This is a genomic window from Cupriavidus sp. 05N40, assembly GCF_056397305.1.
Genome location: NZ_JBFTND010000005.1, coordinates 45752 through 60316 on the forward strand (window position 1 = coordinate 45752; position 14565 = coordinate 60316).

16 protein-coding genes are annotated in these 14565 nt (G+C 68.8%); 8 read left to right on the forward strand and 8 right to left on the reverse strand.

Going from position 1 to position 14565, the window contains the following annotated elements; translation table 11 throughout:
• The first annotated feature begins 37 nt into the window (after positions 1-37).
• From AC1DO7_RS02445 to AC1DO7_RS02455, 3 genes are all read left to right on the forward strand, one after another.
• On the forward strand, positions 38-799 hold the full coding sequence (locus AC1DO7_RS02445; protein ID WP_441620548.1) for a metallophosphoesterase: 762 nt from the start codon (positions 38-40) through the stop codon (positions 797-799).
• A gap of 338 nt (positions 800-1137) precedes the next feature.
• A complete protein-coding gene (locus AC1DO7_RS02450; protein WP_441620550.1) occupies positions 1138-1551 on the forward strand; it encodes a MarR family transcriptional regulator in 414 nt (137 codons plus the stop codon).
• Positions 1552-1816: 265 nt separating this feature from the next.
• On the forward strand, positions 1817-3175 hold the full coding sequence (locus AC1DO7_RS02455; protein WP_477115753.1) for a BON domain-containing protein: 1359 nt from the start codon (positions 1817-1819) through the stop codon (positions 3173-3175).
• On the opposite strand, the gene AC1DO7_RS02460 is transcribed toward AC1DO7_RS02455, so the two are convergent.
• Positions 3172-4110: a LysR family transcriptional regulator gene (locus AC1DO7_RS02460; RefSeq protein WP_441620554.1), complete on the reverse strand. Its 939-nt coding sequence runs from the start codon at positions 4108-4110 to the stop codon at positions 3172-3174. The two genes, AC1DO7_RS02455 and AC1DO7_RS02460, sit on opposite strands and share 4 nt — an antisense overlap.
• A gap of 197 nt (positions 4111-4307) precedes the next feature.
• Between AC1DO7_RS02460 and AC1DO7_RS02465 the strand changes: the two genes are divergently transcribed.
• Both AC1DO7_RS02465 and AC1DO7_RS02470 read left to right on the forward strand, forming a co-directional pair.
• A complete protein-coding gene (locus tag AC1DO7_RS02465; protein ID WP_441620556.1) occupies positions 4308-5288 on the forward strand; it encodes a tripartite tricarboxylate transporter substrate binding protein in 981 nt (326 codons plus the stop codon).
• A 2-nt stretch (positions 5289-5290) separates the two neighbouring features.
• Entirely contained in the window at positions 5291-6736 is a 1446-nt protein-coding gene (locus tag AC1DO7_RS02470) for a M81 family metallopeptidase (protein WP_441620558.1), read from the forward strand.
• Between the two features lie 74 nt (positions 6737-6810).
• Here the strand turns inward: AC1DO7_RS02470 and AC1DO7_RS02475 are convergent, their stop codons facing one another.
• From AC1DO7_RS02475 to AC1DO7_RS02485, 3 genes are all read right to left on the reverse strand, one after another.
• Positions 6811-7131 carry a high-potential iron-sulfur protein gene (locus AC1DO7_RS02475; protein WP_441620560.1) on the reverse strand — a complete coding sequence of 107 codons (321 nt, stop codon included), beginning with the start codon at positions 7129-7131 and terminating at the stop codon, positions 6811-6813.
• Positions 7132-7609: 478 nt separating this feature from the next.
• On the reverse strand, positions 7610-7975 hold the full coding sequence (locus AC1DO7_RS02480; RefSeq protein WP_441620562.1) for an RcnB family protein: 366 nt from the start codon (positions 7973-7975) through the stop codon (positions 7610-7612).
• Positions 7976-8339: 364 nt separating this feature from the next.
• Complete coding sequence (locus tag AC1DO7_RS02485) at positions 8340-9470, reverse strand: methyl-accepting chemotaxis protein (protein WP_441620563.1); 1131 nt, start codon at positions 9468-9470, stop codon at positions 8340-8342.
• A 203-nt stretch (positions 9471-9673) separates the two neighbouring features.
• On the opposite strand from AC1DO7_RS02485, the gene ku reads away from it, so the two are divergent.
• The 3 genes from ku (at position 9674) to AC1DO7_RS02500 (ending at position 11983) form a co-directional block, all read left to right on the forward strand.
• The gene (ku, locus tag AC1DO7_RS02490) at positions 9674-10564 is read left to right on the forward strand and encodes a non-homologous end joining protein Ku (RefSeq protein ID WP_441620565.1); all 891 of its coding nucleotides are present in this window, start codon (positions 9674-9676) and stop codon (positions 10562-10564) included.
• A 30-nt stretch (positions 10565-10594) separates the two neighbouring features.
• Positions 10595-11413, forward strand: coding sequence for a tetratricopeptide repeat protein (locus AC1DO7_RS02495; protein ID WP_441620567.1), 819 nt, complete (start codon positions 10595-10597; stop codon positions 11411-11413).
• Positions 11414-11584: 171 nt separating this feature from the next.
• The gene (locus tag AC1DO7_RS02500) at positions 11585-11983 is read left to right on the forward strand and encodes a hypothetical protein (RefSeq protein WP_441620569.1); all 399 of its coding nucleotides are present in this window, start codon (positions 11585-11587) and stop codon (positions 11981-11983) included.
• An 11-nt stretch (positions 11984-11994) separates the two neighbouring features.
• On the opposite strand, the gene AC1DO7_RS02505 is transcribed toward AC1DO7_RS02500, so the two are convergent.
• The 4 genes from AC1DO7_RS02505 to AC1DO7_RS02520 form a co-directional block, all read right to left on the reverse strand.
• Complete coding sequence (locus AC1DO7_RS02505; RefSeq protein WP_441620571.1) at positions 11995-12123, reverse strand: hypothetical protein; 129 nt, start codon at positions 12121-12123, stop codon at positions 11995-11997.
• Between the two features lie 256 nt (positions 12124-12379).
• On the reverse strand, positions 12380-13210 hold the full coding sequence (locus tag AC1DO7_RS02510; RefSeq protein WP_441620573.1) for an MlaA family lipoprotein: 831 nt from the start codon (positions 13208-13210) through the stop codon (positions 12380-12382).
• Positions 13211-13750: 540 nt separating this feature from the next.
• The gene (locus AC1DO7_RS02515; protein WP_441620575.1) at positions 13751-13951 is read right to left on the reverse strand and encodes a hypothetical protein; all 201 of its coding nucleotides are present in this window, start codon (positions 13949-13951) and stop codon (positions 13751-13753) included.
• Between the two features lie 39 nt (positions 13952-13990).
• Positions 13991-14551: a carboxymuconolactone decarboxylase family protein gene (locus tag AC1DO7_RS02520; RefSeq protein WP_441620577.1), complete on the reverse strand. Its 561-nt coding sequence runs from the start codon at positions 14549-14551 to the stop codon at positions 13991-13993.
• Positions 14552-14565 lie beyond the last annotated feature (14 nt).

The following is a 14565-nucleotide window of genomic DNA, read 5'->3' on the forward strand; positions in this document are numbered from 1 at the left end:
CGAGACACCCAAGAAAAACGCCACCAAGGAGACCCCAGTGAAGATTGGCCTGGTATCGGACCTGCACCTATCCGTCCATCCGATGGACTACCCCACCCCGGATGTCGATGTGATGGTGCTGGCCGGTGATATCTGGCGCCCCAGGGAAGCCATGGCCTGGGCCGCCGCCGCCCCCGTGCCCACGCTGTACGTGGCCGGCAACCACGAGTTCTACGGCGGCGACCTCGCCACCACCATGGACGCCCTGCGCGCAGGCGCGGCCGGCACGCGCGTGCGGGTGCTGGAGCGCTCGGAGTGGCATCACGGCGGCGTGCGCTTCCTCGGCTGCACCCTGTGGTCCGACTACAGCCTGTTCGCGTCCGCACAGCAGCGCGAGGAAGGGCTGCGCGACGCCCAGACGCTGATGCGGGACTTTTCGCGCATCCGTATCGCGCCGGATTTCGAGGACCGCTTCACGCCGGCGGTTTCCCAGGCCCTGTTCCGCGAATCGGTGGCCTGGCTGCGCGAGCGTTTCGCGGCCGGCCACGATGGCAAGACCGTGGTCATCACGCACTTCGCGCCATCCCCGCAGAGCATCAGCCCGCAGTTCGCCGGTTCCGCGCTCAACGCCTGCTTTGTCTCCGACCTGAGCCGCGAGATCGAGGCATGGCAGCCCGCGCTGTGGGTGCATGGCCATACCCATGACAGCTTCGACTATCGGGTGGGCGCCACCCGCGTGGTGTGCAACCCGCGCGGCTATGCGCGCGAGGGCAAGCTGGAGAATCCGAAGTTCGATCCCGGCCTGGTGCTCGAAATCTGAGCGCCCGCGTGATCGAAGGCACATCCGCGCCGCGGCGCGGTGAAGCCCGCAGGCACAAGCCCGGGCTTGGGATTTTCCCTTGGTTTAGTGCGCCAAGCGCAGTGTCGTGCCTTTTTTGGCCCGTCACGCGGGCACTCGATTGCGCCATTGTCATCATTGTCTGCTAATGTCGCATCCGCAGGAAACGCGGGGGGAGGAGGAGCGCCGCGTTCCCGCGCCGCCCGGGCCGGCCAAGCACCGGCGCTGGTCTGCGGCAATGCCCAAAGACAGGAGACAAATCAATGCGGCCTAAGGCTCTAGAACCGACTGAGTCCGTGCTTCTTGCCTTGATGGAGAGCGTGCGTGAGTGGCAGGGTGCGCTCGACCAGACCCTTTCCGAAGTCGGTCTCGATTATCCAGGATGGATCCTGCTGCGCGCGATACGCCAGGAAGAATTCGTGCGCCATGCGCCCTATTTCGGGCTGATGCTGATTTCCGTCACGCAATCCGAACCCATGCTCGGCGCGCTGCAGGCCGATGGCTGGATTGCCTTCGACCCGGCCGGCCAGCCCTTCGTCCCGGCCACCGCCCTGCCCCGCGTAGACCGCGTCTACAGCGCACTGAAAGCGCTGCATTCGGTCTCGGTGGCGCCGTTCAGCAGCGAAGAGCGCACCGCGCTCACGGCCTCGCTGCTGCGCATGAAAGCCACCTTGCACGACCATAGCGTGCGCCGCGGCCGGCAAGCCGAGCGCCAGGTCGAATCGCAGCACTGACGATCGGCCGGGTGTCCGGGCAGGCACATCGCCCGCCCGAATCCGCGCACGCCATCGCGCAGGATTTACACAAGCACCCGCCAATGCTTCCAATCTCCCCCGCCGGTACAGGCACTCGCGCGCCTTGCGCGCGCGCCCGCAGCCCGCGCCTGTGGCCTGCCCCGCACCCACGCGGCGGCGGTACGTTTCTTGCGCCTCTTCTGGAGTTCCCGTGCGGCGCGCGTCGTTTGCGCGCCCATGGCCAACCCGACACTAGGAGACAAGCATGGACGACCGCTACAACGAACGCTATCGCCGCGGCCAGGCCTGGCGCGGCTACGAGCAGGGCGGCACGGACCGCGATGCACGGCAGCCCGAATCCGATGCCGACGACTGGCAAGCGCAACGCCGCCGCCAGCGCCTGGCGCCCGGACAACTGAGCGACGGCGGAGCGGCCCGCGACGAACGCAGCTACGGGCGCGAACAAAGGCAGGAGTACGGGCGCGAATACGGGCGCGACAGCTATCCGGACCACCCGTCCGAGCGGGCAGACCAGCGCCGCGGCGAATACCGCAGCGACCTGCGCTATGGCCTCAACGGCCAGTACGACCGCGCCGACGAGGAGGCCTGGCGGCTGGGCGAGAGCTACGGATCCGGCAACCGCGACCAGGAGTGGCTGCGCGAGGTCGACCGGCCTTATGAAGACATGCGCCGGCACGCCGCACGCGGCTACTTCAGCGATATCGGCGGGCGCGGCGAGCGCGGCGGCTATGGCAACGCGCCGGAAGGCGAGCGGCAAGGCCACGGGTACACGATGCCGTACCGGGGTGCCTACGGCAACCAGCGTGGCGACGAGTACGCCGGCGGGTATGGCGGCGAATATGGCCGCGGGGCAAGCGGCGGGGCAGGCGGCGGGTATGGCGAGTCCGGCGGCAAGCGCGGCGATGCATATGGCCGGCCATCCCGTGACGAATATGGCGACGCATACCATGACGATCCGCGTCGCGGATATCGCGGCGAGCGCGACGACCCGCGCGAGGATTTCCGCGACGGCGGGCAGGAGCACGGCGCGCTCTACAACCTCGGCCGCCGCATAGGCGAGGTGGTGGGCGAAGTCTTCGGCAACGACAGCGACCGCTCCGATGAGCGTGAAGCCCGGCGCGAAGGCCAGGCCCCGACCCGGCGCATGGGCCCCAAGGGCTACCAGCGCAGCGACGAGCGCATCCGGGAAGCCATCTGCGAGCAGCTCGCCTACGCGCGCGGCGTGGATGTCAGCCAGGTCGGCGTGGAGGTGACCGCAGGCGTGGCCACGCTGAGCGGGATCGTGCGCAGCCGCAGCGAGAAATACGATATCGAGGACCTGACCGACCATGTGTTCGGCGTGACCGAGGTGCAGAACAGCATCCGCGTGCAGCGGGACGGCGGCGCCGGCGTCAGCGGATATGGCGCCGCGACCGCATCRAAGAGCGGACCGGCAAACAGCGGACCGGCAACCAGCGGACCGACAACCGGCGCCGCCCCCTCGCCCGGGGCCGGCACGTCGAGCGCGGCAGTGGCGCCATCGGGCGGCAACGGCAGCGGCGTCGCCGCATCGACCGCCACGCCAGCCAGGATGACCGACCTGAAGACCTGGACGCCGGACTAGACGCCAGCCCGGGGCGCCCGCCCGCCGCCGTCGAACAGGGCCGACGCCTCGATGCGCGCGAGTATCGCGCGCATCGCGCTGGTTGGCGGCCGGTTGGCCCGCACGAGCAAGCGCGACTGCGCGGCTTCGAAGATCGGATTGCTGGTGCGCAGCGCGACCAGCTCGCCGCGGGCGACCTCCTTCACCACCGAATTCGCCGAGGTGAAGGTCAGCCCGAGCCGGCATTCCACGTAGCGCTTGAGCGTCACGATGGAGTTGGCGACGAAGCTCGGCGTCAACACGATGTTCTCGGACAGCTCCGCCATCTGGATCAGCTGGCGCAGGCCGAACCCTGGCGCCATCAGCGCCACCGGGTAGCGCGCCACATCCTTGAGCGTGGCGCGCCTGCGCTGGCGCGCAAGCGGATGATCCGGCCAGGCGATCACGCACAGCGGATGGTTGCGCGCGCTGACCACGCGCACGGCAGGATCGGCCGGCGGCCCGAACACCACGCCGATATGCGCATCGTCATGCGCCACGGCGCGCACCGCGTCCGATGCGCCGGCCACGCGCAGCGAGACGCGCACGCCGGGAAACTCGCGGCAGAACGCGTCCACCACCCCGCCCATCAGGATATCGACAAACCCTTCGCTGGCGACGATGTGGATATCGCCGCGCTGCAGGCCGTTGACCTCGTCGAGCCGCGCCATCATCGCCTGCTCGCTGGCCTGGCGGTCCCGGTAATGGTCCATCACGATCGAGGCCATCTCGGTAGGCACGATGCCCCTGCCCTTGCGCTCGAGCAGGGCCACGCCCAGTTCGGACTCCAGCAACTGGATCTGCCGGCTGACGATGGATGGCTCCACGCCCAGCCGTTCGGCCGCGCCGCGCACCGAGCCGGCGGTCACCGCCTCGAAGAAATACTGCAGGCGCCGCGCGCTCAGCCCTCCCTCCATCGCTTCCCTCCTGGTTCACTTCGTTTTCCGTGCGTCTCTTCGTTGCTGCTGTCCGGGGCTGTCCGGGGCTGTCAAGGGCCGGTCCGCCGCCGCCCGATCGTTGCCAAATAGGCAACAAAATTCCGGATAGCTTACATTGATTCAGGACACCGGAATTGCGAATAATCAGTGGCCACGAACTCCTCGCACCCACACTCATGAAACCCTTTGCTTCCCTCCTGGCCGCCACGGCCCTCGGCATGTTCTGCGCGCAACCGGCAAGCGCGGCCCCGCCGGACGGCGCGTACCCGAACAAGCCGGTCAAGATCGTGGTGGGCTATGCGCCGGGCGGCTCCTCCGATGCCGTGGCCAGGCTGGTCGCCAACCGGCTGTCCGAGCGGCTCGGGCAGAGTTTCGTGGTCGAGAACCGGCCCGGCGCCGCCAGCAATATCGCCGCCGCCGGCGTGGCGCGCGCGCCCGCCGATGGCTACACCATCCTGCTGGGCTCCAACGCCAGCACCATCAATGTCTCGCTGTACAAGAAACTGCCGTTCGATTTCCAGAAGGACTTCGCGCCGGTGGCGCTGCTCACGCGCTTTCCCAACATCATGGCGGTGAACCCTTCGGTACCGGCGACCACGGTGGCGGAATTCATCAGCTATGCCAGGGCGCATCCGAAGGGGATCTTCTTCGCCTCCTCGGGCGCGGGCTCGTCCACGCGCTTGTCCGCGGAACTGTTCAAGATGATGGCGGGCATCCAGATGGAGCACGTACAGTACAAGGGCAGCGCGCCGGCGCTTACCGACCTGATGGCCGGCCAGGTGCAGGTGATGTTCGACACCGCGCCGTCGGTCATCCCGCTGATCAAGAGCGGCAAGCTGCGCGCGCTCGGGGTGACCAGCGCCACCAGGGACCCGTCCGCGCCGGAGATCCCCACCGTGGATGCCAGCGGCCTGAAGGGGTATGAAGTCACCTCGTGGTACGCGCTGTTCGTGCCCGCCGGCACGCCGGCCGGCGTCGTCGACACGCTCAACAAGGAGGTCAACGCGATCATGGCCGAGAAGGACACGCGCGAGAAGCTCGCCGCGATGGTCGCCACGCCTGGCGGCGGTAGCCCCGATGCGCTGCGCCAGCACGTGGCCGCCGAAATCACCAAGTGGGGCGCGGTGGTGCGCAACTCGGGCGCGACCCCGGAGTGACCATGCGCGTATTCACCGGCTCGCTCGCCACCGAGACCAACACCTTCGCCCCGCTGCCCACCTCGCTGGAAGCCTTCGTCGACCGCGGCTACTATCCCGCCGGCACGCACCCGCCCGAGATGGCCGTGTTCAGCGGCCCGCTGTGGGCCGCGCGCCAGCGCGCGCGCGAGCATGGCTGGGAAGTGATCGAGGGCATGGCCGCCGGCGCGCAGCCGGGCGGCGTGACCACGCGCCATGCCTACGAGACCCTGCGCGACGAACTGCTGGCGGACCTGCGCCGCGCGCTGCCGGTGGACATGGTATTGCTGGGCCTGCACGGCGCCATGGTGGCCGATGGCTATGAAGACTGCGAGGGCGACCTGCTGGCGCGCGTGCGCGCGCTGGCCGGCCCCGGCGTGGTGATCGGCGCGGAGATCGACCCACACAGCCACCTCACCGAGGCCATGGTGGCGCAGGCGGACATCCTGGTGGCCTACAAGGAATATCCGCACACCGATATCCGCGAGCGCGCGCTGGAACTGGTGGACCTGTGCGCGGCGCAGGTGGCCGGGCGCATCGCGCCGGTGGCGGCGGTGGCCGACTGCGGCATGATCGTCACCATCCGCACCAACCAGGAACCGGCGCGCAGCTATGTCGACCGCCTGATGGCGCTCGAAGGCCGTGACGGCATCCTCTCGATCTCCGTCGCGCACGGATTCCCCTGGGGCGACGTGCCCGACATGGGCACCAGGCTGCTGGTCTACGCGGACGGCGACGGCGCCGCCGCGCAGCGGCTCGCGCAGCGCCTGGCCGCCGAGCTGGCCGGCCTGCGTGAACTGCTCATGCCGGCCTGTCCCGGCCCGGACGAAGCCATCGACGAGGCGCTGGCCGCCGACGCCACGCCGGTGGTGATTGCCGATGCCGGCGACAACCCCGGCGGCGGCGGCGCTGGCGATGCCACCTTCCTGCTGCGCCGGCTGCATGCGCGCGGCGTGCGCAACGTGGCGCTGGGCCCGCTGTGGGATCCGGTGGCGGTGCGCATCGCGTTCAGCGCCGGCACGGGCGCGCGGCTGCCGCTGCGCATCGGCGGCAAGGTCAGCCCGATGTCGGGCGACCCGATCGATCTCGATTGCACGGTGAAGGCACTGGTGCCGGACATGGTCATGACCGGCCTGTCGGGAGCGCCGGCGCCGGTGGGCAACGCGGCGCTGGTGGAGGCCGACGGCATCGAGATCGTGCTGATCACGCTGCGCGCGCAGGCCCTGCACACCGATGTGTTCACGCAGCTGGGCTGCCGGCTCGAGGACAAGACGCTGATCGTGGTCAAGTCGGCGCAGCATTTCAACGCCGCGTTCGCGGGCGTGGCGCGCAAGGTCATCTACGCGGACGCGCCGGGCTCGGTGGCGCTGGACCTGCGCACGCTGCCCTATCGCCGCATACGCCGGCCCCTCTGGCCGGTCGACCGCTGAAAGGCAAAACAGGCGGGCGCGCCTGGATGCGCGCCCGCCTGCCTGACTTCACCGGGCCCTGCCCAGGCACCCGGTCAGGCCTTCTTCGCCCACGCGCTGCACCAGCCCTTGCCGGCGACCTGCTTGCCGGCGAACAGCGGACAGCCGCCGCTGGCATCGGTCGCCTTGCCCTGGAACAGCTGGCAGTTGCCGCAATGCTGGCTGGCCTCGTGCTTCGGGTACTTGGCCTTGTCCACCTTGGTGGTATCGGCCTTGTAGCCGAGTCCGACAGCCTGCGGGTCTTTTTCATCCACCATGGGCCCGCTGCCCTGCGCGCGCGCCGATACGGAAAAACCCAACGCGCCCGCGGCGGCGACGATTGGGATGCCTTTCAGGAAATGACGGCGAGTTGACATCTTTATTCCTTTTTTCTGTGGGGGAACAACCCGGGCGGGAACACGCGCGCAAGCGCGCGGCGCGGCCGGCCCGTCGGCTTGCGGCGCGCCATGCGGCGCACCGCTGCACCAGCCGGAGCACGGCGCGCGCTGCTGCGGGTATCCAGGCGCCAGACACACCTGGAAACGCAGCGGGGGGCGCCGTGCCGCCGGCCGGTGCTGGATTGATTCTAGGCCACGGCAATAACGCGGCGCCCAGGGCCTGGCGCGCGCGTCGCACCGGCTTTGACGCAGGCCAATGGAAAGCGGAAAAAAGCGCGGAAAAGGCGTGGAAAGACGGAAAAACACGGAAAAAAGCGGGGGACAAGGCAAGCCGAACGGAAAGCCGGCGTGCGAGAAAAGGTGCGCGCCGGCCTGCTTGCCCGGCTACACGTTCATCGTGCGCGGGGCAAGCGTGGTGGCATGGGCCGCCGGACCGCCGGCGAGAGGAATCGACCGCCTAGCGGCCGCCCGGTCCCATGTCCATGATCGCGCCGTTGGGCGCCACCAGATAGAAGTCCGCGCCGACGCCCACCCAGTGGCGTCCCTTCGGCGGCGCGGGGAGGTTGTACTGGCGCCAGTCCTCGACCATGTACTGGCGGTCGCGGTACTCCGTCGGGAGCCGGTCGCCCTTGTGCCAGCGCTGCGGGGTCATGCGGTTGTTGTTGCGGTCATCACCGGGCCCCGGGCCACCGGGGCGGCGCTGGTCCTCACCGGACTTGTCCTGGTACTGATAGCCGCGCTCGGGGCCGGGCTGCGCGCTGACCTGCGCGCAGACCACCAGCCCGGAGGCTAGCAGGAGACCCGCCAGCAATCTGCTTTTCACGGTTTTTGTCATAGAGCACTCCTTTGGTCGGCCACGATAGCCGCGGTGGCCGCGCGGTGGCGGCGCGTCGACACGTCCGTCCGGGCACGCGCCATGTCACGAGCTAGCCACGCGCGGTGACTCGTCGCACCAGGATGGCTCGCAACATCGATGCCCGGTTCAAGGATAGTGGCTGGAGAGTGACCGTGGCGCGCAATACCGGCGCCATGCGCCGCTTCAGGCGCGCGAGATCCGGCTGGCGGGCGGGCACGGCGGCCCGGGAGTGCGGCGGGCACGAACGGCCCGCGCGGCAGGTAAAAATTTCAATCCACGTGCAAAGCTGCGCGAACGGGCCCGCATCGCGCGGGCCCGTCCCGGTACGGCCTCAGTCGAGCTTGAACTCGCCTACCGCAGCCTGCAGTTGTTGTGCCTGCTCTGCCAGCGCCGACGACGCGGCCGCGGCTTGCTCGACCAGCGCCGCGTTCTGCTGCGTGACCGAATCCATCTGCATCACGGCCTGGTTGACCTGGTCGATGCCGCTGCTCTGCTGCGCCGAAGCCACCGAGATCTCCTTGAGGATGGTGGTCACCTGGCGCGACGCTGCCACGATCTCGCGCATGGTCTCGCCGGCCTGCTCCACCCGCACGGAACCGTTGCGCACCTGGTCGGCGGAGTCGCCGATCAGCGCGCGGATTTCCTTGGCGGCGGAAGAGCTGCGTTGCGCCAGCGTGCGCACCTCGCCCGCCACCACGGCAAAGCCGCGCCCCTGTTCGCCGGCACGTGCGGCTTCCACGGCCGCGTTGAGCGCGAGGATATTGGTCTGGAACGCAATGCCCTCGATCACGTCGATGATGTCCACCACTTTCTTCGAGCTGGCGCTGATCGCCTGCATGGTCTGCACCACCTCGCCCACCGCCGCGCCGCCGCGCTGCGCGATCTCGGAGGCATTGGCGGCAAGGTCGTTGGCCGCATGCGCGCGCTCGGTGTTCTGGCGGACCATGGCGGTCAGCTCGCCCATGCTCGAGGCGGTTTCCTGCAGCGCGGCGGCCTGTTCTTCCGTGCGCTGGGACAGATCGGTGTTGCCCACCGCGATCTGCCTGGATGCATCCGTGATGGAATCGGTGGAACCCTTGATGCGGCTGACCAGGTCGGTCAGCATGTCCTCCATCTCGCCCATGCCCCGCAGCAGGCGGCCGAACTCGCCACCGCGCTCGGTCTCGAACTCCTGGCTCAGGTCGCCGGAGGCCACCGTCTCGGCAATGAAGACCGCCTCGCCCAGCGGCTGCTCCACCCCGCGCGCGATGCCGAAGGTGAAGACGGCGGCGGCCAGCAGCGCCACCACCCATAGCCCGTACATCCAGGTCCGCGCGGATGCGACCGCCTGCGCCAGGTCACCGCCCGACGCATCCGGCAGGCTGCCCAGCCCCGCCGCGATCCCCGCCGCCATCAGCACCAGCACCACCGCGAAGCCGGCGCCCAGTCGCGCGCGGATGCTCAGGTTGCCAAAAGACATCATTGCTCTATCTCCCCGTTGTCATGGACTTCGCCCGTTTCGTCCGACTGGATAACGACGCGGGACGGCAGAACTTTAGGGATTTTTCGCCACAATGTGCAGTGCGCGCTCCAGCCCCGGTGCCCGCGCGGCGCGGGCACGGTATAAGCTGGACGATATCGTTCCGGTACGGCGCACGTACCGGCTCCCGACCCAAGGGGACTGCCATGGCCGCGCGCTCCATCGCCTCTCTCTCGCTGAGTTTCGGGCTCGTCTCGATCCCGGTCAAGGTGTACTCCGCCACGGAAAGCAAGGCCGGCGTGAGTTTCAACCTGCTGCACAAGGGCTGCGGCTCGCGGCTCAAGCAGCAATATGTCTGCCTGCGCGAGGACGTCGTGGTGGACCGTGCCGACATGGTCAAGGGCTACGAGTTCGAGAAGGACCACTACGTGGTGTTCGAGCCGGAAGAGCTCGAAGTGCTGGACGCAACGGCCCAGCACACCATCGACATCGTCTCGTTCATGCCGTCCGGCGCCATCGACCCGATCTATTTCGAGAAGGCCTACTACCTCGGCCCGGACCGGCGCGGCGCCAAGCCGTACAACCTGCTGGCCGAAGCGATGCGGCAGACCGGCACCTGCGCGCTGGCGCGCTGGGTCTGGAAAGGCAAGCAGGCCATGGTGCAGGTGCGCGTGGGCGCAGACGGGCTGATCCTGCAGCAGTTGCTGTACGCCGATGAAGTCCGCTCCATGACCGACCTGCATGTGGAGAAGGCGGACGTGCAGCCGGCCGAGCTCGCGCTGGCCCAGCAACTGATCGAGCAGAACTCGGTGGACGGCTACGACTCGTCGGCCTATGTCGACGAGGAGAAGGAGCGCATMCTGGCCGCCATCGACAAGAAGATTGCCGGCAAGAAGATCACGGTGGCCGAGGAACGCACGGCCGAAGGCGGCGGCGCCGAAGTGATCGACCTGATGGCAGCGCTGCGCGCCAGCGTCGGCCAGCGCAAGCGCGCCGCGGCCACCGCAGCCACCGCCGAGCCGAAGGAGCGCAAGAGCGCAAAGCGCGCCACCCCCGCGGCGCCCGCCCCGGCCCGCCGCACCGCGGCCAAGAAATAGCGCGGAAGGTAGCGCGAACAGGTAGCGCGGATGCCCACCTATACCCTGCGGGAAGTGCAGGCCATGCTCGGCATTTCCCGGGCCGTCGCGTCCCGGCTGATCGCCGCGGGCATCGTCACGCCTTCGCGCGGCGCGCGACGCGAATTCCGCTTCACCTTCCGCGACGTGGTCATGCTGCGCACCGCGCGTTCGCTGCGCGCGGCCAAGATCCCGAGCCGGCGCATCCTGCGCTCGCTGGCACACCTGAAAGCGTCGCGCGGCGACGGGCAGCCGCTGTCCGGCGTGCGCGTGATCGCGGTGGGCAACCAGGTGGCCGCACGCGAGGGCCGGCTGCAATGGCATGTGGATTCGGGCCAGCTGCTGATGGATTTCGAGCCCGAGGCGGATGCCGGCGTGGCGCCGCTGCAGCGGCCCGCCTCGCCCGAGGCCAGTCCCAGGGCGGCCGTGGACCACTTCGAGGCTGCCTGCGAACTGGAGGCCGGCGCGCCCGCCGAAGCCGAGGCGGCATACCGCCAGGCGCTCGCGGCCTTTCCCGGCTACCTGGACGCTTACTTGAACCTCGGCTGCATGCTCTGCGACGCGGGCCGCTACGCCGACGCCATCACGCTGTACCGCGAAGCGCTGGCGCACCTGCCTGGAGAGCCGCTGCTCCACTTCAACCTGGCCGTGGCGCTGGAGGACGACGGCCACCCGCGCCAAGCGCTGGCCAGCTACGAGCGCTGCATCGCCCAGCTGCCGGACTTCGCCGACGCGCACTTCAACGCGGCCCGCCTGCACCAGGAACTGGGCAATGCACGCGGCGCGATCCGGCATTTCAACCACTACCGCAAGCTGCAGCCGCGCTCTTGAGCGCGCTGCGAGCCGGCCTGCTGGCTGGTCCGGCGGGCGATTCAAGCGTTTCCGGTCCCCATGTGAAAAGTTTCGCGAGGCAGCCACGGTGGCGGCACGCCGGCTTATCCTTGCCCATGCAACCGCGGCGTCGCCACCCCTTCACGCATGGCAGACAATCCTGCTACCGCCATGTCCGCACCTTGCCTCCCTGCTTTCGCCAGGCTCGCCGCCGCCTGTGCAGCCTTGCTGAGCGCCGCCTGCGCGCCGGACGCCATCGACAACATCCAGGCGCGCGGTTTCGACGCCTACCTGGACGGCCTGCGGCGCGAATGCCCGAACATGATGATCGGCGACAACAATGTCAGCGAATGGCTGCGCACCAACGGCGCACAGGGCGGCAGCGACTACGTCTACTGGCTGGACCAGACCTCGCGGCTCTACTACCAGCGCATCACGCCGGCCCAGTACCGCGACTCCGTGACCGGCGGGCTCGGGCAGGGCAAGTCCGACACGCGGGCGGTGGACTGCATCGTCCGCAACCTGCCCGCGCGGCGCCCCACCACCCCGGCCGCAGACAAGGCGCGCTGAGCGCACCGCCGTCATTCCGCCTGCACCTGCTGCCTGCGCGCGAGTTGAATGCCGGGCAGCAGCATCGCCGCGATGACCTCGGGCGGTTGATACGAGGTGATTGCAGCATGGGCGTGGGGAAAAGCGAATGCCGGCACCATGCGCCTGGATGCGGCCGCGGGAAAGCCTCCGGCCGGGGATACTCGTCTGTGCCGTGACAATAGCCAGTCGTCAGGCCTGCCCTTACGACATCGAGAACCACTGCGCGAATGCGCCGGTCAGCCAGCCACAACCCACGCATACCACCAGCCATCCGCACACAATGGCTGCACAACTCTTCAGGTCCATCTTCGTCACTCCGGTAAGGCGGCCGCCGTGCGGCGGCCCGCTGGTTCATGTCCGGCCGGCGCGCACCGGTCAGTCGCCGCCCTGCGCCGGTGCCGGCGCCGGCGCCGCGGCCGTTCCCGGCTCCGGCACCGGCTCGGAAGTGGAGGCGGCAAGCGCCGAACCGGCGTCGGGATCGTCATAGACCGGCAGCTCGGTCTTGCCGTCGCTCAGCAGATAGTTGCGGCGCTGCAGATACGCATCGCGCACGAAGGTGTACTTGTCGAGCGCAGCCAGCGAGAGCAGGTCGGTAGCGCCCAGCACGTTGGTGCGCCCGTTGACGATGGCCGTATCCGTCGCGCTATTGCGCCAGGCGGGATCCAGGTAGCTGACGGGCGCCAGCCAATGGTCCGCGAGCAGGCCGACGCCGTCGCGCCCCGTGCTCGGCCCGAACAGCGGCAGGACAACGTACGGCCCGGCCGGCACGCCCCACGCGCCGAGCGTCAGGCCGAAGTCCTGCGAGTGCTTTTGCAGCCCCGCCGGCGTCGCGATATCGATCAGGCCGCCGATGCCGAATACGGAGTTGATCGCCACGCGCATCAGGCTTTCCGAAGCCGCCACGCCCTTGCCCTGCAGCAGGTTGTTGGCGAAGTTGCCGACGTCCGAGAGATTGGAGTAGACATTGCTCACCGCGGTGCGCACGGGGCTGGGCGTCACGGCCTTGTAGCCCTTGGCGATCGGCGCGGCCACATATTGGTCGAGATGGTCGTTGAAGGCGAAGACCGCGCGGTTCACCGGTTCCAATGGGTCGGACGGCGTGGCCGGCGTGTTGGCGTAGGCCGCGGACATGGTGGCAGCGGCGATCAGGAGCAAGGCGGCCCCGTTGCGCAACAGCGGGCGGGTTGAGGAAGAGCTGGGATACATGGCGATCTCGTGACGGGGGTTGGAACGCCCGGTCCCGGGATCGGTGATGTGCGTTCGGTGTCTTTCCATCCCGGCCGGACAATCGTCCTGCCGGGAACCGGCACCTGAAGGTATCCGGTGCAGGGATTATGGTTGCCGGATGCCCGCGGATAAATGGTCGGAAATGGGATTCTTTATCTCGATTCCAACGACAAAACGAAAGTGACCCCGCAGTCAGGCACAAGAGGCCGGCAGATGCGCGAGGGCGCGCAGCGTCCGCCAAGTCAGCCAGGCGCCCCGTTGTTGGCAATCGCAGAACAGTGTGTTCCCGTCCGGCGGCTTTTTCCGCGCGGCCCCGCTTGATATCGTGCTGCACAAGGCCCGGCATCCTCCTCCCCGGGTCCCGACGTGGAACGCAAGCGTCCTTTTCTGTCCTTACTGGAAGCAGCAAGCTTGTTGTGCTCCTCTCCGTGACAACAGTCTGGTTCTGCTTCAAGCGCAGCTTTCGCTGCGCTTTTTTTTGCCCCGGCGAGATCCTCCGGCGGTGGCACCGGGCAAGGACTACCTGGCCGGAGCCGCCGGCGCCGACGACGCGTGCGCGACGTGCAGCGGCCGCGCATGGCTGTGGTGCTTGTCCACCGGCGGCTTGCCGCCGGCCATCCTGCCCAGCGCCACGTAGAACACCGGCGTGAGCTTCAGCGCAACGTGTCCGGGACCGGACCGGGCGCCTCCCCCACCCCCGGACTGCATGCCGCTACGCATTGCGCAGGGGCCGCGACGCGCGGCCCGTGGCGCCTGGCGTCACGCGGCGGCGCGCGTCCAGCGGTAGGCTTCCAGCTCGGGATTGAGCGGCGTTTGCGCCAGGTTGTTGCCGAAGTTGCACAGTGTGGCGAGGCTGACACCGAGCACCACCTCGAGCGCCTGGCCGGCGCCGAAGCCGGCCGCCACGAAGGCATCGAAATCGGCTTGCGGTACCGCGCCCCGGTCGCGGATCACCGCGCGGGTGAATTCGGCGAGTGCCTCGAGGCGGGCGTCCGGCAAGGCGGCCTGGGCACGCAATGCGCCGACCGTGTCGGCATCGAATTTCACCTTCTTGATGGCAATCGCCGTATGGCCGGCCACGCAGAAGCTGCAACCATGCGTGGTGGCGGCGGTGATCTGCACCACCTCGCGCTCGGCCAGCGTCAGCGAGCCGCGGCTGTTGATCTCCGATAGTGTCAGGTAGGCTTCCACCGCGGCGGGCGCATTGGAAAGGACAGCGATCAGGTTCGGCAGGAAGCCGTTGCTCGCGATGGCGCGGTCGACAAAGGGACGGCTGGCTTCGGGTGCAGTTTCTGCGGTCTGGATCGGCAGGCGGGTCATGGCGTATGGGAGAT

What these genes read in the sequence shown, in the direction of transcription:
- AC1DO7_RS02510 (WP_441620573.1), bottom strand. Translation starts at nt 13,210, where the DNA reads ATGTATCCCAGCTCTTCCTCAACCCGCCCGCTGTTGCGCAACGGGGCC.
- AC1DO7_RS02495 (WP_441620567.1), top strand. Translation starts at nt 10,595, where the DNA reads ATGCCCACCTATACCCTGCGGGAAGTGCAGGCCATGCTCGGCATTTCC.
- AC1DO7_RS02500 (WP_441620569.1), top strand. Translation starts at nt 11,585, where the DNA reads ATGTCCGCACCTTGCCTCCCTGCTTTCGCCAGGCTCGCCGCCGCCTGT.
- AC1DO7_RS02460 (WP_441620554.1), bottom strand. Translation starts at nt 4,110, where the DNA reads ATGGAGGGAGGGCTGAGCGCGCGGCGCCTGCAGTATTTCTTCGAGGCG.
- AC1DO7_RS02515 (WP_441620575.1), bottom strand. Translation starts at nt 13,951, where the DNA reads ATGCGTAGCGGCATGCAGTCCGGGGGTGGGGGAGGCGCCCGGTCCGGT.
- AC1DO7_RS02470 (WP_441620558.1), top strand. Translation starts at nt 5,291, where the DNA reads ATGCGCGTATTCACCGGCTCGCTCGCCACCGAGACCAACACCTTCGCC.
- AC1DO7_RS02475 (WP_441620560.1), bottom strand. Translation starts at nt 7,131, where the DNA reads ATGTCAACTCGCCGTCATTTCCTGAAAGGCATCCCAATCGTCGCCGCC.
- AC1DO7_RS02520 (WP_441620577.1), bottom strand. Translation starts at nt 14,551, where the DNA reads ATGACCCGCCTGCCGATCCAGACCGCAGAAACTGCACCCGAAGCCAGC.
- AC1DO7_RS02485 (WP_441620563.1), bottom strand. Translation starts at nt 9,470, where the DNA reads ATGATGTCTTTTGGCAACCTGAGCATCCGCGCGCGACTGGGCGCCGGC.
- AC1DO7_RS02465 (WP_441620556.1), top strand. Translation starts at nt 4,308, where the DNA reads ATGAAACCCTTTGCTTCCCTCCTGGCCGCCACGGCCCTCGGCATGTTC.
- AC1DO7_RS02505 (WP_441620571.1), bottom strand. Translation starts at nt 12,123, where the DNA reads ATGGTGCCGGCATTCGCTTTTCCCCACGCCCATGCTGCAATCACCTCG.